Raw genomic sequence first — 23,587 nt, 5'->3', positions numbered from 1 at the left:
CGCTTGCTTCAGGCGGTTTCGCGGGCCAGCTGGCGCAGCCCGTGCAGGGGAAGATTGTCCGCCCGCACCGCCGGTATGACAAGGTGCTCGATCAGCGCCTCGGCATTGCCGCCGGACACCAGGCAGCTGCGCACAGCGCCCGGAAGACGCGCCCAGGCCCGCTCAACGGCGCCCGCCTGGGCTTCGAGGGCGCCGCTGACGATGGCGTCGTCGGTGCTCTGCGGCCAGGCGGCATGACGGCCGGCAGCAAATGGCAGACCGGCGGTCGCCCGGGCCAGCGCCGCCAGCATCAGCTGCTGACCGGGCAGGATCAGGCCACCGAGGAAGCGCCCGTCGGCATCGAGGGCGTCGATCGTCGTCGCCGTCCCGGCCATCACCACGAGCAGGGCGCCGGCCTGCAGCTGACGGGCGCCGATCAGCGCGCACCAGCGATCGACGCCGAGACGCTCCGGTTGGCGATAACCGTTGACCACACCGGCCGCCGCCGGCGTGCTGCGCACCACCTCGAGGTGCCCGGCACAATCGCCGAGCGCTGCCCGGATGCGCGCCTCGGCGGCGGCACCGGCGACGTTGGCAAGCAGGATGCGCGTCGGCGTCGGCCACTCGCCGAGCAGCCGGGTCAACTCGCCGCACTGGTCATGGGCCAGGGCACCGCAGGCCAGCCAGTCGCCGTCGGCGGCGCAGAAGCCGTACTTGATCCGGCTGTTGCCGCTGTCGAGACAGAGGATCATGCGGCACGCAGGCTGAGGTCGCCGGCCAGGATGCGCTCGACGCCGGCGGCGGTGGCCAGCAGCAGCGCACCGTCGGCATCGACGCCGCGACAGATGCCGCTGCGTTCGCCCTCGCCGTCGGCGAGCAGGCGCACCGGCCGGTCCTGCCAGGCGTGCCCGCGCTCCCACTCGGTTTTCAGTGCCGCGAAGCCGTCGACCGTGAACGTGTCGAGGACCTCGACCAGCGCCGTCAGGATAGCCGCCAGCAACGCGTGCCGCTCGACCCCGCCGGCGATCGCCCGTTCGAGGCCGGCCACCGGCTGGGCGAACTCGCCGGCCGGCGTCGCCAGGTTGATGCCGATGCCGATGCAGGCCTGGGTGCCGCGGCGGTCGCTGGTCAGTTCGACGAGGATGCCGGCGAGCTTGGCGAAGCCGCCGTCGCCGGCCAGCAGGACGTCGTTCGGCCACTTCAGGCAGACCCCGGCGGCGCCCAGCCGGGTCAGCGCCCGCAGCAGCGCAACGCCGACGGCAAGCGACAGGCCGCCCGGCGGATGACCGGCCGGCAATCGCCAGAGCAGCGAGAAGGTCAGGCTGGCCGCCGGGTCCGACAGCCACTGCCGGCCACGCCGGCCGCGCCCGGCGCTCTGGCGGTCGGCAACGACGACGCTTCCGGCCGGCGCGCCGACGCGGCGCAGCAGTTCGCTGCTGGTGGAATCGCAGGCGTCGAGAGCATCGACGTCGAAACGCCCGGCCAGGTTTCCCAGCCGGGTCTTGAGCAAGACGGGATCGATCAGGGGCATGCCGGAGATTTTACTCTCCCGCCGGCTCCTTGCCGCCGTCGATGCCGAGATCGGCGATCTTGCGCGTGATCGTGTTGCGACCAATGCCCAGCGCCTGCGCCGCCTCGATCCGGCGGCCGCCGGTATGCGCCAGCGCGCGCGAGATCAGGATGCGCTCGAAGCTCTGCGCGAGCAGTCCATGCACATCGGGCACGCCGCGCGCCAGCAGACGGTCGACCTCGCCTTCGAGGGCTTTTTCCCAATCGCCGGCAAGCAGCTGCGGCGGCGCCTCGCGCAGCTCGCTGGGCAGGTCGCCGACCTCGACCTGCTGGCCGGGCGCCATCACCGTCAGCCAGTGGCAGAGGTTCTCGAGCTGCCGGACGTTGCCCTGGAACTCGAGCCCGCAGAGGTACTTGAGCGCCGCTTCGGAGAGCCGCTTCGGCTCGACGCCGAGCTCGCGCGCACTCTTCTGCAGGAAATGCCGGGTCAGCAGCGGGATGTCCTCGCGCCGTTCGCGCAGCGACGGCAGGCGGATGCGGATGACGTTGAGACGGTGGAAGAGGTCTTCGCGGAACAGCCCGTCCTTGACCCGGCTTTCGAGATTCTGGTGGGTGGCGGCGATGACGCGGACGTTGGCCTTGATCGGCGAATGGCCGCCGACACGATAGAAATGTCCGTCGGAGAGGACGCGCAGCAGGCGGGTCTGCAGTTCGGACGGCATGTCGCCGATCTCGTCGAGGAACAGCGTGCCCCCCTCGGCCTGCTCGAAACGCCCGCGCCGCTGCGCCTGGGCGCCGGTGAAGGCGCCGCGCTCGTGGCCGAAGAGTTCGGACTCGAGCAGATCCTTGGGAATCGCCGCCGTATTGATGGCGACGAAGGGCCGCTCGGCACGCGGGCTGTGCCGGTGCAGCGCACGCGCCACCAGTTCCTTGCCGGAGCCGGATTCGCCGGTGATCAGCACGGTCGCATGCGACAGCGCCAGGCGCCCGATGGCCCGGAAGACTTCCTGCATCGCCGGCGCCTGGCCGAGGATTTCCGGCACCAGCCCCTCCTCTTCGGCCGCACCACTCTGGTGCATCGACTCGTCGATGGCGCGACGGATCAGTTCGAGCGCCTGATCGACGTCGAACGGCTTGGGCAGGTATTCGAAAGCGCCGCCCTGGAAGGCGGCGACGGCGCTTTCGAGATCGGAATAGGCGGTCATGATGATCACCGGCACCGTCGGGTGCCGGGTCTTCACTTCCTGCAGCAGTTCGAGGCCGGACTGGCCGGGCATGCGGATATCGGAAAGGAGGACCTGCGGCGGCTCGCAACCGCCCTCCAGGCTGCCGATCGCCTCGCTCGCCGAGGCGAAGCTGGCGAACGGAATGCCCTCGCGCGACAGGGTCTTTTCCAGCACCCAGCGGATCGAGCGGTCGTCATCAACAATCCATACCGGTTTCATGTCTTCTTGCCTTTTCCTATCTCAATGTCCTGCGCTTCAAAGCAAGACTCAGGCCGGCTCCACCGGCAGACGCAGCGTGAATACCGTCTGCCCGGGTCGGCTGTGACAGTCGATGCTGCCCTGGTGATGCTGGATGAAATTCTGGGCAATCGTCAGGCCCAGCCCGTTGCCGCCTTCGCGCCCGGAAACCAGCGGGTAGAACATGCGCTCGCGGATGTCGTCGGGAATCCCCGGGCCGTTGTCGATGACCTTGATCTCCATTGCCAGCCGGTAGCGTTTCTTGGCCAGCGTGACCTGGCGCAGCGCCCGCGTGCGGAGGACGATCTCGCCCTGCCCGGCCATCGCCTGGGCGGCGTTGCGGGCGATGTTGAGCACCGCCTGGATCAACTGCTCGCGGTCGCCGACCAGTTCCGGCAGGCTGGTGTCGTAATCGCGGCGGACGCGCAGGCCCTCGGCGAATTCGGCAGTGAGCAGGCTGCGCACCCGTTCGAGAATCTCGTGGATGTTGACCGTCGTCGGCAGCATCGCCCGGTGCGGCGTCAGCAAACGCTGCATCAGGTCCTGCAGGCGGTCGGCCTCCTTGATGATGACCTGGGTGTATTCCTTGAGCGACGGGTTGCCGAGTTCGTGCTCGAGCAGTTGCGCGGCACCGCGGATGCCGCCGAGCGGATTCTTGATCTCGTGGGCGAGATTGCGGATCAGCTCGCGGTTGGCTTGCTGCTGCTCGAGCAGGCGCTCCTCGCGGGTCGCCGCCAGATGGTGGTCGATCGGCTGCAGTTCGAGCAGCAGGCGCATGCCGGCGGCGATATCGGGGCGCAGCGGTGTCACCGTGCAGTTGAGGTGCAGCGTTTCGCCGTCGGCACGACCGAGGGAGATATTCTGGCCGGTATAGCCCCAGTTGTTGTGCAGGCCGTTGTCAATCGCCGCCTGCAGCGTGGACGAACACTGGCAGACCTCGCCCAGGCGCTTGCCGACGACGCTGCGGCTGCTCACCGCGAGCAGGTTCTCGCCGGCCGGGTTGAGGTAGCGGATGGCCTGGCCGTCGTCGATCAGCAGGACCGCCGAGGCCAGCAGGTCGAGCCCGGCGAAGTTGGCGTGGGTGACGTTCATGACGCGACGGCGCCGCCGCGAAACGCCGCTTGCGTTAATGACCGACTGTTCATTATCATCCGAAAACTCCTTTTGCCGTCATTCCATGACCACTTCCCGCCGCGTTTCCCGCTTTTTGCTGCCTCTCGTGCTGCCCTGGCTGGCCGCGTGCAACGCACCGCCGCCAGGCGCCGACGAGATTCGCACCGTTCTGGTGCATATTGCCACAGGCGCACCGTCCGGGGGCGCGAGCTTCACCGGGGAAGTGCGCGCCAGACATGAGGTGGAGCTGGCTTTCCGCGTCGGCGGCAAGATTGCGGCGCGTCTGGCCGATACCGGTAGCGAAATCCGTGCCGGCCAACCGCTCGCCCGCCTCGACCCGAACGACCTGCAACTGGCGGCCGCCGCCGCTGCCGCCCAGGTCGCCGCGGCCGAGAGCGAGGTCGCGACCAGCAGCGCCGAGCGCGAGCGCTACGCCGGCCTGCTCGCCCGCAAGTTCGTCAGCCAGGCCGCCTTCGACAGCCGCCAGCACGCCCTCAACGCCGCCCAGGCGCGCCTCGAACAGGCCCGTGCGCAAAGCCGGATGAGCAGCAACCAGGCCGCCTACGGCACGCTGTCCGCCGAGTTCCCGGCCGTCGTCAGCGCCGTGCTGGCCGATGTCGGCCAGGTCGTCGCCGCCGGCCAGCCGGTGTTCCGGATCGCCCGCCCGGAAGAAAAGGAAGTCCTGATCGCCGTCCCCGAAAGCCGGGTCGAGGAAATCCGCCGCGCCGGCAAGTTCACGGTCAACCTCTGGGCCGACCCGAAAACCGAAATCGCCGGCGAACTGCGCGAACTCGGCGCAGTCGCCGACGCCCAGACACGCACCTACCCGGCACGCATCCGCCTGCTCGCGCCGCCGCCCCAGGTCCGCCTCGGCATGACCGCCCGCGTCGCCCCGGCCGAAAGCGCCGGCAGCGGCGTGCTGGTTCCGCTCAGCGCCCTCGGCGACCGCGGCGATGGCGCCTTCGTCTGGGTCGTCGCCGACGGCAAGCTGGCCAGACGCGCGGTCCGCGTCGCCGCCTTCCGCGAGGACGGCGCCCTGCTCGGCGACGGCCTGCATCCCGGCGAAAGCGTCGTCATCGCCGGCATCAGCCGTCTCCAGGAAGGCCAGGCGGTACACGCGAAGATCGCGCCGCCACCGGCCGCCCAGCACTGACGTGAGCCAGCGCTTCAACCTCTCCGACTGGACGCTGCACCACCGCACGCTGGTCGGCTACTTCATGTTCGCCCTGGCCCTGATGGGCATCGTCGCCTACGGCCGGCTCGGCCAGGCCGAGGATCCGCCCTTCACCTTCAAGGCGATGGTGATCCGGACGATGTGGCCGGGTGCCACGGCGCAGCAGGTCGAGCAGCAGCTGACCGACCGCATCGAGAAGAAGCTGCAGGAACTGCCCTACCTCGACCGCGTCAGCAGCTACTCGCGCGCCGGCGAATCGACGGTGCTGTTCTTCGCCAAGGACAGCCTGCGCTCGAAGCAGATGCCGGAAGTCTTCTATCAGGTGCGCAAGAAGATCGGCGACATCCGCCACACGCTGCCGACCGGCATCCAGGGCCCCTTCTTCAACGACGAGTTCGGCGACGTTTTCGGCAACATCTTCGCGCTGACCGGGGAAGGCCTCAGCGAGCCGCTGCTCAAGGACCAGGCCGAACGCATCCGCGACGAGCTGCTGCACGTGCGCGATGTCGGCAAGGTCGAGATTTTCGGCATCCAGGACGAAAAGATCTTCGTCGAACTGGCCAACGCCAAGCTGGCGACGCTGGGCGTCGCGCCGGCGACGATCGCGCAGGCGCTGGCCGAGCAGAACGCGGTCGCCGGCGCCGGCTTCTTCGAGCTCGCCGACGAACGCATCCAGCTCCGCCCCGGCGGCGCCTTCAGCAGCGAGCAGGCGGTTGCCGACACGCTGATCCGTGCCGGCGGGAAAACCTTCCGCCTCGGCGACATCGCCAGCGTCCGCCGCGGCACCAGCGAGCCGCCGGCCACCCGGGTCCGTTTCAACGGCCAGCCGGGACTGGCCATCGGCGTCTCGATGGCGCCGGGCGGCGACATCATCGCGCTCGGCCGCGCCCTCGAGAAACGCCTGGCCGAGCTGCGCCCGACCCTGCCGGTCGGCGTCGAGATCGGCGAAGCGGTCAGCCAGCCGGCCGCCGTCACCCGCTCCATCGACGCCTTCGTCAAGGCCCTGGCCGAGGCGGTCATCGTCGTCCTCGCCGTCACCTTCATCAGCCTCGGCCTGCGCACCGGCATGGTCGTCGCGATCTCGATCCCGCTGGTCCTGGCCGCCACCTTCCTGGCCATGGACGGGCTCGACGTCGGCCTGCACAAGGTCTCGCTCGGCGCCCTGGTCCTCGCCCTCGGCCTGCTCGTCGACGACGCGATCATCGCCGTCGAAATGATGTGGGTGAAGATGGAACAGGGCTGGGAGCGCACCCGCGCCGCCTCCTTCGCCTATACCAGTACCGCCGGTCCGATGCTGTCGGGAACGCTGGTCACCGTCGCCGGCTTCATTCCGATCGCGCTGGCCAAATCGTCGACCGGCGAATACGCCTTCGCCTTTTTCCAGATCAACGCGATTGCCCTGCTCATCTCGTGGCTGGCTGCCGTCGTCGCCATCCCCTGGCTCGGCTACAAGCTGCTGCCCGACCCGCGTTCGCCGCAAGGCTCGCCCCGCCTCGCCGCACGCTGGCCGCGGCTCGAGCGCCTGGCCCGCCGCCTCGGCGCCTACGGCCCGGCCCACGCCGAGGATCACGACGTCTATGGCACGCCCTTCTACCAGCGTTTCCGCCAGCTCGTCGCCTGGTGCGTCGCCCACCGCTGGCAGGTCATCGGCGCCACCCTGCTGCTCTTCGCACTGGCCCTGTTCGGCATGGGCAAGGTGCAGAAGCAGTTCTTCCCCAACTCGACCCGGCTCGAACTGAACGTCGAACTGCGCCTGCAGGAAGGCGCCTCGCTGGCCGCCACGCAGCGTGCGGTCGGCGAACTCGAGACGTGGCTGGCGGCCGACCGTGCCGCGCACGACGATTTCAGCCACTACATCGCCTGGATCGGCAGCGGCGCGCCGCGCTACTTCCTCAGCCTCGACCAGCAGCTGCCGGCCACCAACGTCGGCCAGCTGATCATCGCGACCCCGGATATCGCCGCCCGCGAAGCCTTGCGCGGTCGACTCATCGAACACTACAAAAACGATCCGTCGGGCGTGCGTGCCAACGTCGCCCGGATCGAGAACGGCCCGCCGGTCGGCTATCCGGTCCAGTATCGCGTTTCCGGCGAGGATCCGGCGACCCTGCGCCAGGCCGCCGACGAGGTGGCAGCGCTGATGCGCAGCGACGCACGACTGGCCAACGTCAATTTCGACTGGCACGAACTGTCGAAATCGATCGCCGTCGAGATCGACCAGGACAAGGCACGCCTGCTCGGCGTTTCCAGCCAGGACATCGCCGGCCTGCTCGGCATGTCGCTGCAGGGCTACACGGTGAGCAGCCTGCGCGAGGGCAGCAAGAGCATCGACATCGTCCTGCGCGCCAGCGCCGACGAGCGCGACCGCCCTTCGGCGCTGGCCGGCCTGATGCTGCCGACCGCCAGCGGCCGCAGCGTGCCCCTGGCCCAGGTCGCGCACCTGGAACCGGTGTTCGAGCCCGGTCTGATCTGGCGTCGCGACCGCGTCCCGACGATCACCGTGCGTGCCAATCTCTATGGGGAAACCCAGCCGGCGACCGTGGTCGCGGCACTGCAGGCCGACATCGATGCGTTGCAGGCACGCCTGCCGGCAGGCTACCGGATCGCCGCCGGCGGCAGCGTCGAGGAGTCGGCCAAGGGCTCGGGCTCGGTGATCGCCGGCGTCCCGTTGTTCCTGCTCGCCGTCGTCACCATCCTGATGATCCAGCTGCAGAGCGTATCGCGGGTGATCATGGTGCTGCTGACGGCGCCGCTCGGGATCATCGGCATCGTCCTCTTCCTGCTCTTGTTCAACCAGCCTTTCGGCTTCATGGCGCTGCTCGGGACGATCGCACTGTTCGGCATGATCATGCGCAATTCGGTGATCCTGGTCGACCAGATCGAGCAGGACCTCGCCGCCGGCAAGGCCCGCGCCGAAGCCATCGTCGAATCGACGGTACGCCGCCTGCGCCCGATCGCGCTGACGGCGGCGGCGGCGGTACTGGCGATGATTCCGCTGTCGCGCAACGACTTCTTCGGGCCGATGGCGATCGCCATCATGGGCGGCCTGATCGTCGCCACCGCGCTGACGCTGTTCTTCCTGCCTGCCCTCTACGCGGCTTGGTACAAGGTCCGTCGCTGAACGGCTTCAGCGCAGGTTGGCGAGTTCCTTCTGCAGCGCCTGCAGGTTGCGCTCGTGCTGCGCGATGCGGTCGCGGTAGGGCGCCGTGCGCTCGGCACCGGCATGTGCCGCATCCTGCGCGGCCAACTCCTTGCGCGCCTCGTCCAGCTTGCGCTGCTCGCCGGCGAGCTCCTGCTCGAGAATGTGCCGGCGATCGTTGTCGCGCGATTTCTGGGTATCTTCCTGGATGCGCGGAAAACCGGCCGGGGTCGGGTTGGCCGAGGCTTTCGCCGCCGGACGCGAAGGCGCAGCCGGCGATTCCTCGCTGGCAATCGCCAGGCAGTTCTTGTTGACGCGGCTATTCGAAATCAGGACGCCGCCGGCAGCATCGGTGCAGCGGTAGATCGTCTGCGCCGACAGCGCCATCGGCGCCAGCGCACAAAGCAGGGCAAGCAGGCTACGTGTCATCGTCATGGATCCTCGAGAGCTTTGCAGTTTACCGGGTTAACGACGAAGCGACCGCGCGGTGGACAAAAAAAGGGCGGGGAATCCCCGCCCTTTTTGCCATGACTGCGTCGATCAGCAGCTGTAGTACAGATCGAATTCGACCGGGTGGGTCGTCATGCGGATCTTGTTCACTTCTTCCATCTTCAGGGCGATGAAGGCATCGATCCAGTCGTTGGAGAAGACACCGCCACGGGTCAGGAACTCGCGATCCTTGTCCAGGTTTTCCAGGGCTTCCTCGAGCGACGCGCAGACGGTCGGGATCTTTGCATCCTCTTCCGGCGGCAGGTCGTACAGGTTCTTGTCAGCCGGATCGCCCGGGTGGATCTTGTTCTGGATACCGTCGAGGCCGGCCATCAGCAGGGCGGCGAAGCACAGGTACGGGTTGGCGATCGGATCCGGGAAGCGGGTTTCGATACGACGGGCCTTGGTCGAGGCAACGAACGGGATGCGGATCGAGGCCGAACGGTTCTTGGCCGAGTAGGCCAGCTTGACCGGCGCTTCGTAGTGCGGAACCAGACGCTTGTAGGAGTTGGTACCCGGGTTGGTGATTGCGTTCAGGGCCTTGGCGTGCTTGATGATGCCGCCGATGTAGAACAGCGCCAGTTCGGACAGGCCAGCGTACTGGTCACCGGCGAACAGGTTCTTGCCATCCTTCCAGACCGACTGGTGCACGTGCATGCCCGAGCCGTTGTCGCCGACGATCGGCTTCGGCATGAAGGTGGCGGTCTTGCCGTACTGGTGCGCGACGTTGTGGGTCACGTACTTCTGGATCTGGGTCCAGTCGGCGCGCTGAACCAGCGTGCTGAACTTGGTACCGATTTCGCACTGGCCAGCGTTGGCCACTTCGTGGTGATGCACTTCGACCGGCACGCCCAGGGATTCGAGGGTCAGGACCATGGCCGAGCGGATGTCGTGCAGGCTGTCGACCGGCGGAACCGGGAAGTAGCCGCCCTTGACCGCCGGACGGTGACCGGTGGCGCCGTTGCCGTCGTTCTTCTCGCCGGAATTCCAGGCCGCCTCGGCGGAATGAATCTTGAGCGAGCAGCCGGACATGTCGACCGACCATTCGACGCCGTCGAAGATGAAGAATTCGGGTTCCGGACCGAAGAAGGCGGTGTCGCCGATGCCGGAGGACTTCAGGTAGGCTTCGGCGCGCTTGGCGATCGAGCGCGGGTCGCGGTCGTAACCACGGCCATCGGCCGGATCGACGACGTCGCAGGTGAGGACGACGGTGGTTTCGTCGAAGAAGGGATCGATGTAGGCGGTGGACGGATCCGGCATCAGCAGCATGTCGGAAGCCTGGATGCCCTTCCAGCCGGCGATCGACGAGCCGTCGAAGGCGTGGCCGTTTTCAAACTTGTCTTCGTCGAAGTGCGAAATCGGCACGGTGACGTGCTGTTCCTTGCCACGGGTGTCGGTGAAACGGAAATCGACGAACTTGGCGTCGTTTTCCTTGATCATGTTGATCACGTCTTGCGGGGTTGCCATACGCGTTAGTCTCCTAAGAAAACAGCCCGCCGGCACAGCCGGCGAAAATCAGTAAATCGCAGCGACCACAATTAGCAGAAAGCGTGCCAAACACCGATCGCGGGAATTTGCATTGTGCCACAAGGGCCTATCGGCGGCGCCAGGAAAAGAAATGCACCAAAACGATGCCCACCAATTCACAACGCACAATTATGGTGCAGAAACGCAATTGAGGCGCAGCGCACGCACCATCGGCAGCTCATCCAGCCGCCCGGCCAGGCGTGCTTCGGCCTCGCTCAAGGCCCCGGCACAAGCCAGGCTGGACTGGGCGAAATAGAGATCGACCTCGACCTGACCACCGAGATAATGCAGGACGACGCGCTCCGGCGGCGGCAGATCGGCGAGCAGGGGCTGCAGCAAGGGCAGCAGGGTTTCCCGGCCGGGCAGGCGCATCGCCGCCAGGTCGGGCTCGAGATCGTCCTCGGGGTCGACATGGACGAGCACGTCGAGCACCTCGGGATGTTCGCGCAGCACCCGGGCGCGGGCGGCTTCGGCAATGCGGTGGCCTTCCGAGACGCTGATCATCGGCGCCACCTGAACATGCACGTCAACCAGCGCCTGGTGCGCCATGCGCCGCGTCCGCAGCGCGTGCACGCCAAGCACGCCGGGAGTCGCCGCCAGCGTCGCCCGGATCGCCGCGACCTGGACTTCGTCGAGGCCGGTGTCGATCAGTTCCTTGATCGCATCGCGGGCCAGTTCGGCGCCCATGCGCAGGATCATGAAACCCATCAGCGCCGCCGCCAGCAGGTCGAGGAAGGTCCAGCCGAGCAGGGCACCGCCGATGCCGACGACGACGACCAGCGCCGAAGCGGCGTCGGCCCGGGTATGCAGGGCGTTGGCGGTCAACAGCTGGGAACGCAGTTTTTCGGCGACGCCGATCAGGTAGCGATAGAGCCCCTCCTTGGCGACGACGGTGAGCACGGCGATCCAGAAGGCGAGCAAGCCGACGGCCGGCGCCTCGACGCCGGCCTGCAGGCGGCTGCCCGATTCCCAGAGGATGCCGGCGCCGATGGCGATCAGCGAAACGCCAAGGACCAGCGTCGCCGCCGTTTCGACGCGACCGTGGCCGTAGGGATGGGCGCGATCGGCGGGCACCGCGCTCTGGCGGCTGGCCCAGATCACCAGGAAATCCGACAGCAGGTCGGAAAACGAATGCAGGCCGTGCGCGACCAGCGACTGCGAATGCGCCAGCCAGCCGACCAGCAACTGGGCCAGGGTCAGCACCAGGTTCACCACGACGCTCACCCAGGTCGCCCGTTGTGCCTCGCCAGCGCGCGCCTGCGGCGCGGAATGAACGTCTCTCATCGACTCTGCCCTATACTGTGGACTTCGATTCTAGCAGCGATCCAAGATGGGCAAACTCAGGGAAATACTCGACCTCGCGCAGATCCGCGCCCGCGATCTCGAACGCCCCTACCAGGGCGAACTGACGCCGCACGAGGCCTTCGAAATCTGGCAGGCCGCCCCCGGCGCCCGCCTCGTCGATGTCCGCACCCGTGCCGAATGGGACTGGGTCGGCCGCATTCCCGGTGCCGTCGAGATCGAATGGAACCAGTACCCGGGCGGCGTGCGCAACCCGCATTTCCTCGCCGAACTGACCCGCCAGGTCGATCCGGAAGCGCTGGTGATGTTCGTCTGCCGCAGCGGCGTACGCTCGATCGGCGCCGCCGCGGCCGCCAGCGAAGCCGGCTACACCAACTGCTACAACGTCCTCGAGGGCTTCGAGGGCGACAAGGACGCCAACGGCCACCGCAACACCGTCGGTGGCTGGCGACGTGCCGGACTGCCCTGGCATCAGGGATAATCCCGCCCGCCCATTTTTTGCCTCAACGGCGCGTCGACCGCGCGATTCACCGGAAACAGCATGCACACCGCGACCATCTCCTTCGACCCGTTCAACAAACTCTCCGACGACGCCTGCCAGGAACGCATCCGCGCCGCCCGCGCCAAGCTCGGCAAGCGCGCCGTGATCCTCGGCCACCACTACCAGCGTGCCGACGTCTACCAGCACGCCGACCTCACCGGCGATTCGCTGAAACTGTCCAAGCTGGCGGCGCAAACCGATGCCGAATACGTGATTTTCTGCGGCGTGCATTTCATGGCCGAAGTCGCCGACATCATGACCGCGCCGAACCAGATCGCCATCCTGCCCGACCTCGCCGCCGGCTGCTCGATGGCCGACATGGCCAACCTGGCCAAGGTCGAACGCTGCTGGCGCGAGCTGGCCTCGGTGATCGATGTCGACAACGAGGTCACGCCGGTCACCTACATCAACTCGGCGGCCGACCTGAAGGCCTTCTGCGGCGAACACGGCGGCATCGTGTGCACCTCGTCGAACGCCGGCACGATCGCCAAGTGGGCCTTCGCGCAGCGGCCCAAGGTGCTGTTCTTCCCCGACCAGCACCTCGGCCGGTGGACCGGCCACCAGATGGGTTTCCCGATGGACGAGATGGTCGTCTGGGATCCCGACCTGGAAATGGGCGGTCTGACGGTCGACCAGGTCAAAAAGGCAAAAATCCTGCTGTGGAAGGGCCACTGCTCGGTGCACCAGATGTTCCAGAAATCGCACATCGACGCCTTCCGCGCCAAGTACCCGGAGGGGAAAGTGATCGCTCACCCCGAGTGCAATTTCGAGGTCTGCGCGGCGTCCGATTACGTCGGTTCGACCGAGCACATCGTCAAGACGATCAAGGAAGCCCCGGCCGGCACGCGCTGGCTGGTCGGCACCGAGTTGAACCTGGTCGAGCGCCTGGCGAAAGAGGTGCTGCCGCAGGACAAGATCGTCCAGTTCATGGCGACCACCGTCTGCATGTGCTCGACGATGCAGCGCATCGACCCGCAGCACCTGGCGTGGACGCTGGAAAACCTGGTCGAGGGCAAGGTGGTCAACCAGATCAAGGTGCCGGCACACGAGGTCAGGTTCGCCCGCCTGGCGCTCGACCGCATGCTGGCGATCTCCTGACCGCCGCACCATGAGCCAGCCCGCGCTGCACATCGCCACCTACAACATCCACAAGGGTTTCTCGCAGTTCAACCGGCGGATGATGGTGCATGAGCTGCGCGAGCGGCTGCGCCACCTCAACCCGGACATCGTCTTCCTGCAGGAGGTCCAGGGCCTGCACCTCGGCCACGCCGAGCGGCATGCCGACTGGCCGGGTCGGCCGCAGCACGAGTTCCTCGCCGACGAGGTCTGGCAGTCGGCCTACGGCCGCAACATGATTTACGACCACGGCCACCACGGCAACGCGATCCTGTCGCGCTTCCCGATCCTGCACGCGCACAACCAGGACGTGACCCATCTGCAGTTCGAGAAGCGCGGCATGCTGCACTGCCGGATCGAGCTGCCGCAGGGGCCGGCGGCGCACTGCGTGTGCGTGCACCTGTCGCTGTTCGGGCATTCGCGGCGGCGCCAGATGGACGCGCTGGCCGATTACCTCGACCGCCTCGACGATCCCGATGCGCCGCTGATCGTCGCCGGCGATTTCAACGACTGGCGCAGCCGCGCCTGCGAGCATCTGGCCCGCCGCCTCGGCCTCCAGGAAGTCTTCTCGCAGGCCGTCGGCGGCCGTCCGGTGCGCAGTTTTCCGGCGGCGATGCCGATGTTCCGGCTCGACCGCATCTACGTGCGCGGCTTCGCGGTCCGCGAAACGGCGGTGCATTACGGCCCACCATGGTCGGCGATTTCCGACCACGCGGCGCTTTCGGCCTTCCTGACGAGGCATGGCGCCTGATTTCGTCGCCGGCAACCGCCTGACGCTGCTCGAATCCGGGCGCGAGTACTTCCCTGCGCTGCTCGCCGCGCTCGCCGCCGCCGAGCGCGAGATCTACCTGGAAAGCTACATCTTCGCCGACGACCCCGTCGGCCACGAAGTCGCTTCGGCACTGTGCGCAGCAGCCCGGCGTGGCGTCATCGTCAATGTCACGGTCGACGGCTTCGGCGCCCGCAATTTCGCCGAGGACTTCCGCCCGCAACTCGCCGAGGCCGGCGTCCGCTCGCTGTTCTACCGACCGGAAATCGGCCGCTTCCATTTCCAGCGCCACCGCCTGCGCCGGCTGCACCGCAAGCTGGCGGTGATCGACGGACGCGTCGCCTTCGTCGGCGGCATCAACATCGTCGACGACGATAACGCACCGGAAGACATGCGCCCGCGCTACGACTACGCGGTGCGCATCGAAGGTCCGGTGCTGGCGCAGGTGCACCACGCGGCGCGGCGGATGTGGGAAATCGTCACCTGGGCCAACTTCCGCCGCCGCTTCCGCCTGGCGCCCATCATCAAACCCTGCTGCGCGGCCGTCGGCGACCAGCAGGCGGCCTTCCTGATCCGCGACAACATCCGCCACCGCGCCGACATCATGAATGCCTACATCGACGCGATCGACGCCGCCGCGACCGAGATCCTGATCGCCAACGCCTACTTCCTGCCCGGCATCCGCTTCGGCCGCGCGCTTTTCGCCGCCGCCCGCCGCGGCGTGCGCATCACCGTGCTGCTGCAGGGCAAGACCGACCACCCGCTGCTCCGCTACGCGACGCAGACGCTCTATGCCGCCGGGCTCAAGGCCGGCATCCGCATCTTCGAGTACGAGAAAAGCTTCATGCACGCCAAGGTCGCGGTCATCGACGGCGAATGGGCAACCGTCGGCTCGTCGAACATCGACCCGTTCAGCCTGCTGCTGGCCAAGGAGGCCAACCTGGTCGTGCGCGACCGCCGCTTCGCCGGCGAACTGCGTGCCAGCCTGGACGCCGCGATGCGCGACGGCAGCCGCGAAATGCTGGCCGAGGACATCCTCGGCCAGGCCTGGTCGTCGCGCCTGCTGCGCTGGCTGAGCTACGGCATCGTCCGCCTGCTGGTCGGCATCGCCGGCTACGGCGACCGCCACTGGCGGGCCGAGGACCGGGTCAAGGCGCCGCCGGAGCGCTGATCGCCGCCTGCCGGGGAACTGCGGCAAACGACCAGTGGGCGAAGGCCCAGTTCCAGACCTCGGCGACCGTCGCCCGGCCCAGCTCGAACGGTACCGGCTGCCCGAGGAAGGCCAGCGCCCGCACCAGTTCGGCCGCTGCCTTGCCGCATTCCAGCGCCGGCGCCAGCGTCTGCTTCGACCACTTCTCGCCGGCCGCGTTGGTCGCCACCGGCAGGTGCGCGTAACGCGGCGTCGGGTAGCCGAGGCAACGCTGCAGCCAGACCTGGCGCGGCGTCGAGGCGAGCAGGTCGGCGCCGCGAACGACGTCGGTGATGCCCTGGAAATGATCGTCGACGACCACCGCCAGCTGGTAGGCGAACAACCCGTCGGCACGGCGCAGGACGAAATCGCCGACAGCGTCTTCGAGCTGCTGGGCGACCTCGCCCTGCAGGCGGTCGACGAAGGCCAGCGGCGCCTGGTCGACGCGCAGCCGCCAGGCCCGGGCTGCCGCGCCCGGTGCCAGGCCGTTGCGGCAGGTACCGGGATAGATCAGGCCGCCGTCGATCGCCGGCCGCGTTGTCCGGGCAGCGATTTCCTTGCGCGAGCAGGCGCAGGGATAAGCCAGCCCGGCCGCGACCAGCTCGGCCAGCGCCGCCGCGTAGGCGTCGTCGCGGGTGCTCTGCCAGAGCACTTCGCCGTCCCAGGCAAAACCGAAAGCCTCGAGCGTGCGCAGGATCTCGTCGGCGGCGCCGGGGACGTTGCGCTCGGCATCGACGTCCTCCATGCGCACCAGCCATTCGCCGCCGTGGGCGCGGGCATCGAGGCAGCTGGCCAGGGCGGCGATCAGCGAACCGAAATGCAGCGCACCGGTCGGCGACGGCGCGAAGCGGCCGCGATAGTGCGGCGTTTCCGGGGCCGGGGCAGGCGGTTGAAATTTGTTACACACGTTCCGGAAACTCGCTCGCATACTTAGCACTCTCAAGCAGCGAGTGCTAAAATAGTTCCATCAGATGAAGGAGGATTCTACGCTATGACCCATGCCCTGGCGCTTCCCGTTCCCTCTGCCGTCGGCAACATCGACGCCTACATCCAGGCGGCGAACCGTTACCCGATGCTGTCCGAGGCGGAAGAGACGCGGCTGGCCGAGCGTTTCCGCGACGACGGCGATGTCGATGCCGCGCGTCAGCTCGTCCTTTCGCACCTGCGTCTCGTCATCTCCATCGCCCGCGGTTATCTCGGCTACGGCCTGCCGCACGCCGACCTGATCCAGGAAGGCAACATCGGCCTGATGAAGGCGGTCAAGCGCTTCGATCCGTCGCGCGGCGTCCGCCTGGTCTCGTTCGCGATGCACTGGATCAAGGCCGAGATCCACGAATACGTGCTCAAGAACTGGCGCCTGGTCAAGGTCGCCACGACCAAGGCGCAGCGCAAGCTGTTCTTCAACCTGCGCAGCCTGAAGGCCGACTACGAGGGCGTGGACACGCTCTCCGGCAGCCAGGCCGCCGAAGTCGCCGAGCGCCTCGGCGTCAAGCGCGAGGAAGTGGTCGAGATGGAAACCCGGCTGTCCGGCCGCGATCTCGCCCTCGAAGGCAACCCGGACGACGGCGACGACGCCTTCGCGCCGATCGACTATCTGGCCGACAACCGCTACGAACCGACGCGCATGCTCGAGAACAAGGCCCGCGCGGCGCTCGAGAGCGACGGCCTGCAGCAGGCGCTGGCCGCCCTCGACCCGCGCAGCCGGCGCATCGTCGAAGCCCGCTGGCTGGCGGAGGGCGAAGCGGCAACGCTGCACGAACTGGCCGCCGAGTTCGACGTCTCGGCCGAGCGCATTCGCCAGATCGAAGCCAAGGCGCTGCAGAAGATGCGCGGCCTGCTCGCCGCCTGAGACGGGCCGGCCGACAAGCACGACGGGCGCCGCGAGCGCCCGTTTTCATTGGTATTTGACGGTCGACCGTCAAATTGCCTCAAAAACCGCCGAGCACCGCCCTGGCGTTGGCGTCGGCCTGGGCGACCAGCGCCGCCCGGCTGACCCCGCGCAAGCCGGCGATCGCATCGGCGATCCGGGCCAGTTCGCCGGGCGTGTTGCGGCCGCGGTTGAGCCAGGCCGGCGGAATGTCCGGGGCGTCGGTCTCGAGCACGATCGCCTCGGCCGGCAGGGTCGCCGCCAGGGCGCGGATGCGCGTCGATCCGGCATAGGTCGCGGCACCGCCGAAACCGAGCTTGAAGCCGAGCTTGAGGAACTCGTCGGCCTGCTGGCGGCTGCCGTTGAAGGCATGGGCGATGCCACCGCGCACGCGCCAGCGGCGCAACTCGCGCAGCACCGGGTCGATCGCCCGGCGGACATGGAGAATCACCGGCAGGTCGAACTCGCGGGCCAGTTGCAGCTGGGCGACGAAAAACGCGGTCTGGCGCGCCATGTCGGCGCCGGCGACATAGCCGTCGAGCCCGATCTCGCCGACCGCGACCGGGCGCTCACGGGCCAGCCAGTCGCCGACCACGGCAAGGTCGCCGTCGGCTGCCGCCGGCACGTAGAGCGGATGGATGCCGTAGGCGGCAAGCGCCCCCGGACAGCCGGCGACGACGGTTTTTTGCCCGGGAAAGGCATCGACCGTGACCCCCGGCACGAGGATCGCATCGACCCCGGCGGCCTGCGCCGCCGCCTGCACCGCCGCCCGATCGGCGGCGAATTCGGCCGCATCGAGGTGGCAGTGGGTATCGATCATCCGCGCAGGAAGGGGAATTCGGGCGCCGGCCGCCGGCCGCCGACGAGGTCGGCCAGCGCCGCCGCCGAACCGCAGGCCATCGTCCAGCCGAGCGTGCCGTGGCCGGTATTGAGCCACAGGTTGTCGAGGCGCGAACGGCCGATGCACGGCAGGTTGGACGGCGTCGCCGGGCGCAGCCCGCACCAGTAGGTCGGCTCGCCGGTGATCTCGAGACGCGGGAAAAGCTGCCGGGTACGATCGATCAGCGCCTGGCAACGAACAGCGTCGAGCCCGAGGTCGTAACCGGCGAACTCGGCGGTGCCGGCGATGCGCAGGCGGTTGCCGAGGCGCGAGAAGACCAGCTTGCGCTCGTCGTCGGTGATGCTGACGCTGGGCGCGGCAGCCGTATCGGCCAGCGTCAGCGTCGCCGAATAGCCCTTGGCCGGGCAGATCGGCAGGCCGATGCCGAGCGGCCGGGCGAGCAGCGGCGAATAGCTGCCCAGCGCCAGCACGTAGGCGTCGGCAGTCAGCAGGGCCGGCCCCTGGCTGTCGCCGACGACCACACCGGCAACCCGGTTGCCGCGCGAGGCGATCCGCTCGATCTCGGTAGCGTAGCGGAAGACGACGCCGGCGGCCGCCGCCCGCTCGGCGAGCGCACGGGTGAACAGATGGGCATCGCCGGACTCATCGGACGGCGTGTAGTCGCCGCCGACCAGCAGATGGGCGGCGCCGGCGAGTGCCGGCTCGATCGCCAGGCAGGTCTGGACATCGACGATCTCGCGATCGAGGCCGTGACGGGCCATGACGCGGGCCGCAGTCATCGCCGCGGCGAGTTCGTCGCGGTCGGTGTAGATGTGCAGGATGCCGCGCTGCAGATGGTCGTATTCAAGGCCGAGGTCGCTGCGCAACTGCTGCAGTTGCTGCCGGCTGTAGAGCGCCAGGCCGACGATCGCGGCGATGTTGGCCTCGGTCCGCCCGGGCAGGCATTCGCGCAGGAAGCGCAGGCCCCACAGCCACTGGCGGGCGTCGGGTCGCCAGTGCCAGAGCAGCGGCGCGTCGCGCCGGCCAAGCCACTTCAGCAGACGCGGCAGGACATGCGGATTGGCCCAGGGCTCGGCGTGCGAAACGGAAATCTGGCCGCCGTTGGCAAAGCTGGTTTCCAGCCCCGGCGCCGGCTGGCGGTCGACGACCGTGACCTCGTGGCCGGCCGCCCGCAGATACCAGGCGCTGGTGGTGCCGACGACGCCGGCGCCGAGGACCAGTATCCTCAAGCCTCGCCTCCCTTTTCGCGGACGATCCGGCTGACTTCCGGCAATTGGCGGATGCCGCGCATGACGGCCGCCAGATGGTTGCGGTTGGCAACCTGGATGGTGAAGTGGAGCAGCGTGAACAGGCGTTCCGGATCGGCATCCATGGCCACGTGCTCGATGTTCGAACCGGCCTCGGCGATCGCCGCCGCGACCTGGGCGAGAACGCCGCGCTTGTTCTTGACCTCGACCCGGATGCGCAACTCGAACAGCTTGCCTTCCTCGGGCTCCCACTCGACGTCGATCCACTTCTGCGGCTCGCTGGTGCGCGACTTGCGGATCGCCGCGCAATCGTGGGTGTGGATGACCATGCCGCTGCCCTTGCGGATCGAGCCGATGATCGGATCGCCGGGGATCGGCTGGCAGCAGGGCGCCAGCTGGATCGCCATGCCTTCGTTGCCGTGGATCGCCAGCGTCAGTCCGCCCGGCACTGCCGCCGCCATGTCCTCACGCGCCAGCAGGCGGCGGGCGACCACCGAGGGCAGGCGCTTGCCCAGGCCGATGTCGGCGTAGACCTCTTCCAGCGTGTGCTGGCCGCTGGCCTTGACCAGCGAATGCCAGGCCGGCTCGGGAATCGAGATCGGGACGACGCCGAGCGAGAGCAGCTCCTGGCGCAGCAGGCGCTCGCCAAGCCGGGCCGATTCCTCGTGCTGGGTGGTGCGCAGGAAATGCCGGATCTTGCTGCGCGCCCGGCCGGTCCGCACGTAGCTCAGCCACACCGGGTTCGGCGTCGCCTCCGGCGCGGTGATGATCTCGACCAGGTCGCCGTTCCTCAGTTCGCTGCGCAGCGGCGCCAACTCGTGGTTGATGCGCGCCGCCGAGCAGTGATTGCCGACATCGGTATGCACCGCGTAGGCGAAGTCGACCGCGGTCGCCCCCTGCGGCAAGGCCATGATCTTGCCCTTGGGCGTGAATACATAGACTTCGTCGGGGAAGAGGTCGACCTTGACGTCCTCGAAGAACTCCGCCGAATTGCCCGATTGCGACTCGAGCAGCGACTGCAGCCACTTGTGCGTCTTGATCTGCAACTCGGCGCTGCTTTCGTTGCCGTCCTTGTACAGCCAGTGCGAGGCGACGCCGTCCTGGGCGACCTGATGCATCTCGCGGGTACGGATCTGGACTTCGACCGGCGTGCCGTACGGCCCGATCAGCGTCGTGTGCAGCGACTGGTAGCCGTTGGCCTTGGGAATCGCGACGTAGTCCTTGAACTTGCCGGGCACCGGCTTGTACAGGCTGTGCAGCGCACCAAGCGCCAGGTAGCAGCTGGGCACGTTGTCGACGACGACGCGGAAACCGTAGATGTCGAGCACCTGCGAGAACGACAGGTGCTTGTCCTTCATCTTGCAGAAGATCGAGTACAGGCTCTTCTCGCGACCGAAGACCTCGGCGGTCAGGCCGGCGTGCGCGAGCTTGTCGCAGATGCCTTCCTGGATTCGCGTGAGTAGTTCGCGGCGGTTGCCCTTGGCGGCACGCAGCGCCTTGGCCAGGACCTCGGCACGATGCGGATGGATCAGCCGGAACGAGGTGTCCTGGAGTTCGCGGTAGAGCTTGTTGAGGCCGAGCCGGAGGGCGATCGGCGCATAGATCTCGAGCGTCTCGCGGGCGATCCGGACGCGCTTGTCGGCACGCATCGCCGACATCGTCTGGATGTTGTGATGACGGTCGGCGAGCTTGATCATGACGACGCGCAGGTCGCGCGCCATCGCCATCAGCATCTTGCGGAAATTCTCGGCCTGCGCCTCCTGGTAGGAGGCGAATTCCATCTTGTCGAGCTTGGACAGGCCGTCGACCAGGTCGGCGACTTCCTTGCCGAATTTCTCGGCCAGCTCCTGCTTGGTCGCCCCGGTATCCTCCATCGTGTCGTGCAGCAGCGCTGCACAAACCGCGTCGGCATCCATGCACCATTCGACGACGGCGCCGGCCACGGCAAGCGGATGGGTGATGTAGGGCTCGCCCGACATGCGCTTCTGGTGCGCATGCGCCTTGGCGGCGAAGGCGTAGGCCGACTTGATGCGGTCGACGTCAGCCGGGGGCAGATAATCGAGACTGTCGAGGAAGACGCGGTAGGCGGCTTCCTCGTAGTTGGGCGGAAGTGAAGGCGCGGGGTCCACAGGCTTCACCGCCCGGAAAATCAGGCCTGGCCGCGGTTGAGGACTTCCAGCCCGACCTTGCCGAGAGCCATTTCACGCAGGGCGATGACGGTCGGCTTGTCCTTGTCGACCTCGACCAGCGGCGTCGCGCCGTTGGCGATCTGGCGGGCGCGGTGGGCGGCAGCCAGGGTCATCTGGAAACGGTTGGGGATCCTCTTCAGGCAATCATCGACGGTCACGCGGGCCATGTTAAAACCTCATCAATTCTTCAAAGCAGCTTGGCAAACAGGGCCGGATGACGTGCCCGCTGTCTGCCCAAATCCAGGCGGGAACTGCGCACGATCGCGCGCAAGTCGTCCAGGGCCTGGTCCAGTTGGTCGTTAATAATAACATAGTCGAATTCCCCGACATGGCGCATCTCCGCCTCGGCGGCGGCCAGGCGGCGCTCGATGACGTCGGCGGCGTCGGTGCCGCGACCGGTCAGGCGCCGCGTCAGCTCGGCCATCGACGGCGGCAGGATGAACACGCCGATGGCGTCGGGGAACAGCTTGCGCACCTGCTGCGCGCCCTGCCAGTCGATCTCGAGCAGCACGTCGTGGCCGGCGGCAAGCTGGTCGCCGATCCATTTCTTCGAGGTGCCGTAGAAGTTGCCGTGCACTTCCGCCCACTCGAGGAACTCGTCGCGGGAAATCATCGCCCGGAAGGCGTCGACCGCGACGAAATGGTATTCGCGGCCGTTTTCCTCGCCTGGACGCGGCGCCCGGGTGGTGAAGGAAATCGACAGGTGCACCGCCGGCTCGCGCTCGAGCAGCATGCGCACCAGCGTGGTCTTGCCGGCACCCGAGGGCGCTGCGACGACATAGAGATTGCCGGTCATGCTGGGCTCCGTCGGCGTCATTCGAGGTGGATCTGAATCAGTAGTGGCGGGCACGAATGCCCGCCACTACTGATTTCTCATTACTCGACATTTGAAAGGGGTTCACGCAGAGGTGCACGTTTTTCATGGGTCAATTTCTAAGGTCAACAATGTCTCGGATTCTATCAGGCCCTGCTGGGTAGCCCGCATTTAGAAACCTGACCTTTCACGGCCAAGACTTGCGGCAGATAGCCACCATCGATACCGCTTTAAGCAGCGCCGATGTCGCGTACGGACCGCCCCCCCCATTCTTGAACCTCCACTTTCCTTTGGCTCCATCTTCTTGAAGGCAGACTTCACCCAACAAATCCTCACGTCCCCCTCGGTACCTATACTTCCCTGTCTCTGGATCAAGGCGACGGAGAAGCGAAGATTTATTCCTTGTCCCCTTTGCCAAATCAGCGACGGCAGACCTCAGTGCCCCAAGAAGGTTGGCACCAACCTTATCCTCATCAATACGCGCCCCCTTACACAAGGATTTCCCATTCAGCTTGGGGGAGCTGACGGCCTTCTGCTTGTACTCCCATTCGGTTGACATTAGGTCGGGGAGCTCCCTGCCGAAAAGGAAAGCCTCCATCGGCATCCTCCTTTTCTTGCCAGTACTGGCACAGCGATAAACGACGAACGCCATTCCCCCTTTATTCTGCTTTCTAACCCACTTGGTCATTGCTGACATGAAAGCCTCCTGACGACCACCGAGTTTTAACCAGAACTGAATTGCTAGTCGGCACCAAACCAAAGGGGAAAAAGCTGTATGACGCCGCATCACTCCATGTTCTCTGAAGTGCTTCTGTAACTCTCGGGTGTACGGCTTGAGGTGTATGCTGTTTGACCGCTCATCAACATCACCGACCATGAACTTGATGGCGAAATCGGTAAGATCCGTCCAGGACTCCTTGTCTCTGAAGTCACCAAAGAAAACCCACGGCAAAGCCGCCTCTAAAGTCCATTCTTGCGCGTCGAAATCGAGTGGAAATACTTTTGACTTGTTCGCCATAGAACCAACCCTGCCTTCGTCCTGATAGTCGTAAGCGCCCTGTATCCCCCTACGTCACTCAGGCAGGAAACAGTCCCTTGAGTCACTGCTAAACCTGCGGGCCTTCTCGTAGCCCCCCACATGCTGCTTTAGCGGCAGTCACGTGGGACCCCACACGAATCACCCTTTCCAGCGCATTCGTGTAGCGATCAAACAAGTCCATCGCGCCTCCTGAAATCTTACACAACCATCCTCCCATTTCCTCCCTATTTTGAAAAAGTTTAGCCCAAGAATGCATTCTTTTGAGGGGCTGGATGCATCTGGC

General features: G+C 67.0%; 21 protein-coding genes. 7 read left to right on the top strand and 14 right to left on the bottom strand.

Annotated elements, in window-relative coordinates; all coding sequences use genetic code 11:
* Positions 1-8: 8 nt before the first annotated feature.
* From DFR40_RS00815 to glnL, 4 genes are read right to left on the bottom strand one after another with little or no spacing between them, the layout of a single operon-like run.
* Positions 9-731 carry a type III pantothenate kinase gene (locus tag DFR40_RS00815; protein WP_121456589.1) on the bottom strand — a complete coding sequence of 241 codons (723 nt, stop codon included), beginning with the start codon at positions 729-731 and terminating at the stop codon, positions 9-11.
* Entirely contained in the window at positions 728-1,510 is a 783-nt protein-coding gene (locus DFR40_RS00810; protein WP_121456588.1) for a biotin--[acetyl-CoA-carboxylase] ligase, read from the bottom strand. Before DFR40_RS00810 ends, DFR40_RS00815 begins: the two co-directional genes overlap by 4 nt.
* Before the next feature lie 10 nt (positions 1,511-1,520).
* Positions 1,521-2,933 carry a nitrogen regulation protein NR(I) gene (gene ntrC / locus DFR40_RS00805; RefSeq protein ID WP_121456587.1) on the bottom strand — a complete coding sequence of 471 codons (1,413 nt, stop codon included), beginning with the start codon at positions 2,931-2,933 and terminating at the stop codon, positions 1,521-1,523.
* 48 nt (positions 2,934-2,981) lie between these two features.
* On the bottom strand, positions 2,982-4,043 hold the full coding sequence (gene glnL / locus DFR40_RS00800; protein ID WP_121456586.1) for a nitrogen regulation protein NR(II): 1,062 nt from the start codon (positions 4,041-4,043) through the stop codon (positions 2,982-2,984).
* Between the two features lie 85 nt (positions 4,044-4,128).
* Between glnL and DFR40_RS00795 the strand changes: the two genes are divergently transcribed.
* Positions 4,129-5,217 carry an efflux RND transporter periplasmic adaptor subunit gene (locus DFR40_RS00795; protein ID WP_170160120.1) on the top strand — a complete coding sequence of 363 codons (1,089 nt, stop codon included), beginning with the start codon at positions 4,129-4,131 and terminating at the stop codon, positions 5,215-5,217.
* Position 5,218: 1 nt separating this feature from the next.
* Positions 5,219-8,356 (top strand): efflux RND transporter permease subunit, encoded by a 3,138-nt coding sequence (locus DFR40_RS00790; RefSeq protein ID WP_121456585.1) that lies wholly within the window; start codon positions 5,219-5,221, stop codon positions 8,354-8,356.
* A gap of 6 nt (positions 8,357-8,362) precedes the next feature.
* Here DFR40_RS00790 and DFR40_RS00785 read toward each other — a convergent pair whose 3' ends face one another.
* From DFR40_RS00785 to DFR40_RS00775, 3 genes are all read right to left on the bottom strand, one after another.
* Positions 8,363-8,803, bottom strand: coding sequence for a DUF4124 domain-containing protein (locus DFR40_RS00785; protein ID WP_170160119.1), 441 nt, complete (start codon positions 8,801-8,803; stop codon positions 8,363-8,365).
* A gap of 111 nt (positions 8,804-8,914) precedes the next feature.
* Positions 8,915-10,330: a type I glutamate--ammonia ligase gene (gene glnA, locus DFR40_RS00780; RefSeq protein ID WP_121456583.1), complete on the bottom strand. Its 1,416-nt coding sequence runs from the start codon at positions 10,328-10,330 to the stop codon at positions 8,915-8,917.
* A gap of 189 nt (positions 10,331-10,519) precedes the next feature.
* Entirely contained in the window at positions 10,520-11,674 is a 1,155-nt protein-coding gene (locus DFR40_RS00775) for a cation diffusion facilitator family transporter (RefSeq protein ID WP_121456582.1), read from the bottom strand.
* 46 nt (positions 11,675-11,720) lie between these two features.
* On the opposite strand from DFR40_RS00775, the gene DFR40_RS00770 reads away from it, so the two are divergent.
* The 4 genes from DFR40_RS00770 to clsB are packed head-to-tail and all read left to right on the top strand — an operon-like array spanning position 11,721 to position 15,289.
* Positions 11,721-12,173, top strand: a complete 453-nt coding sequence (locus tag DFR40_RS00770) for a rhodanese-like domain-containing protein (RefSeq protein WP_121456581.1) — start codon at positions 11,721-11,723, stop codon at positions 12,171-12,173.
* A 60-nt stretch (positions 12,174-12,233) separates the two neighbouring features.
* Complete coding sequence (gene nadA, locus DFR40_RS00765) at positions 12,234-13,331, top strand: quinolinate synthase NadA (RefSeq protein WP_121456580.1); 1,098 nt, start codon at positions 12,234-12,236, stop codon at positions 13,329-13,331.
* A gap of 10 nt (positions 13,332-13,341) precedes the next feature.
* A complete protein-coding gene (locus tag DFR40_RS00760; protein WP_121456579.1) occupies positions 13,342-14,100 on the top strand; it encodes an endonuclease/exonuclease/phosphatase family protein in 759 nt (252 codons plus the stop codon).
* Positions 14,090-15,289 (top strand): cardiolipin synthase ClsB, encoded by a 1,200-nt coding sequence (clsB, locus tag DFR40_RS00755; RefSeq protein WP_121456578.1) that lies wholly within the window; start codon positions 14,090-14,092, stop codon positions 15,287-15,289. The genes DFR40_RS00760 and clsB overlap by 11 nt, the downstream gene beginning before the upstream one ends.
* On the opposite strand, the gene gluQRS is transcribed toward clsB, so the two are convergent.
* Entirely contained in the window at positions 15,267-16,214 is a 948-nt protein-coding gene (gene gluQRS, locus DFR40_RS00750; RefSeq protein WP_245985557.1) for a tRNA glutamyl-Q(34) synthetase GluQRS, read from the bottom strand. The genes clsB and gluQRS overlap by 23 nt on opposite strands.
* An 84-nt stretch (positions 16,215-16,298) precedes the next feature.
* Between gluQRS and rpoH the strand changes: the two genes are divergently transcribed.
* A complete protein-coding gene (rpoH, locus tag DFR40_RS00745) occupies positions 16,299-17,156 on the top strand; it encodes an RNA polymerase sigma factor RpoH (protein ID WP_121456576.1) in 858 nt (285 codons plus the stop codon).
* 79 nt (positions 17,157-17,235) lie between these two features.
* Here the strand turns inward: rpoH and DFR40_RS00740 are convergent, their stop codons facing one another.
* The 6 genes from DFR40_RS00740 to DFR40_RS00715 all read right to left on the bottom strand — a co-directional run bounded on the left by DFR40_RS00740 (position 17,236) and on the right by DFR40_RS00715 (position 23,283).
* Positions 17,236-17,994, bottom strand: coding sequence for a TatD family hydrolase (locus DFR40_RS00740; RefSeq protein ID WP_121456575.1), 759 nt, complete (start codon positions 17,992-17,994; stop codon positions 17,236-17,238).
* Positions 17,991-19,244, bottom strand: coding sequence for a D-amino acid dehydrogenase (locus tag DFR40_RS00735; RefSeq protein ID WP_121456574.1), 1,254 nt, complete (start codon positions 19,242-19,244; stop codon positions 17,991-17,993). Before DFR40_RS00735 ends, DFR40_RS00740 begins: the two co-directional genes overlap by 4 nt.
* Complete coding sequence (locus DFR40_RS00730; RefSeq protein ID WP_245985556.1) at positions 19,241-21,391, bottom strand: RelA/SpoT family protein; 2,151 nt, start codon at positions 21,389-21,391, stop codon at positions 19,241-19,243. The genes DFR40_RS00735 and DFR40_RS00730 overlap by 4 nt, the downstream gene beginning before the upstream one ends.
* Positions 21,392-21,411: 20 nt before the next feature.
* Positions 21,412-21,618, bottom strand: a complete 207-nt coding sequence (rpoZ, locus tag DFR40_RS00725; RefSeq protein WP_121456572.1) for a DNA-directed RNA polymerase subunit omega — start codon at positions 21,616-21,618, stop codon at positions 21,412-21,414.
* Positions 21,619-21,638: 20 nt separating this feature from the next.
* The gene (gene gmk, locus DFR40_RS00720) at positions 21,639-22,247 is read right to left on the bottom strand and encodes a guanylate kinase (protein ID WP_121456619.1); all 609 of its coding nucleotides are present in this window, start codon (positions 22,245-22,247) and stop codon (positions 21,639-21,641) included.
* Positions 22,248-22,452: 205 nt separating this feature from the next.
* The gene (locus tag DFR40_RS00715) at positions 22,453-23,283 is read right to left on the bottom strand and encodes a hypothetical protein (RefSeq protein ID WP_121456571.1); all 831 of its coding nucleotides are present in this window, start codon (positions 23,281-23,283) and stop codon (positions 22,453-22,455) included.
* Between the last annotated feature and the right edge of the window lie 304 nt (positions 23,284-23,587).

The sequence above is a fragment of the Azonexus fungiphilus genome (assembly GCF_003634965.1).
Taxonomy (GTDB): Bacteria; Pseudomonadota; Gammaproteobacteria; order Burkholderiales; family Rhodocyclaceae; genus Azonexus; species Azonexus fungiphilus.
Note: the sequence above shows the minus strand (reverse complement) of the source record. Positions and strands in the feature narration are given on the sequence as shown.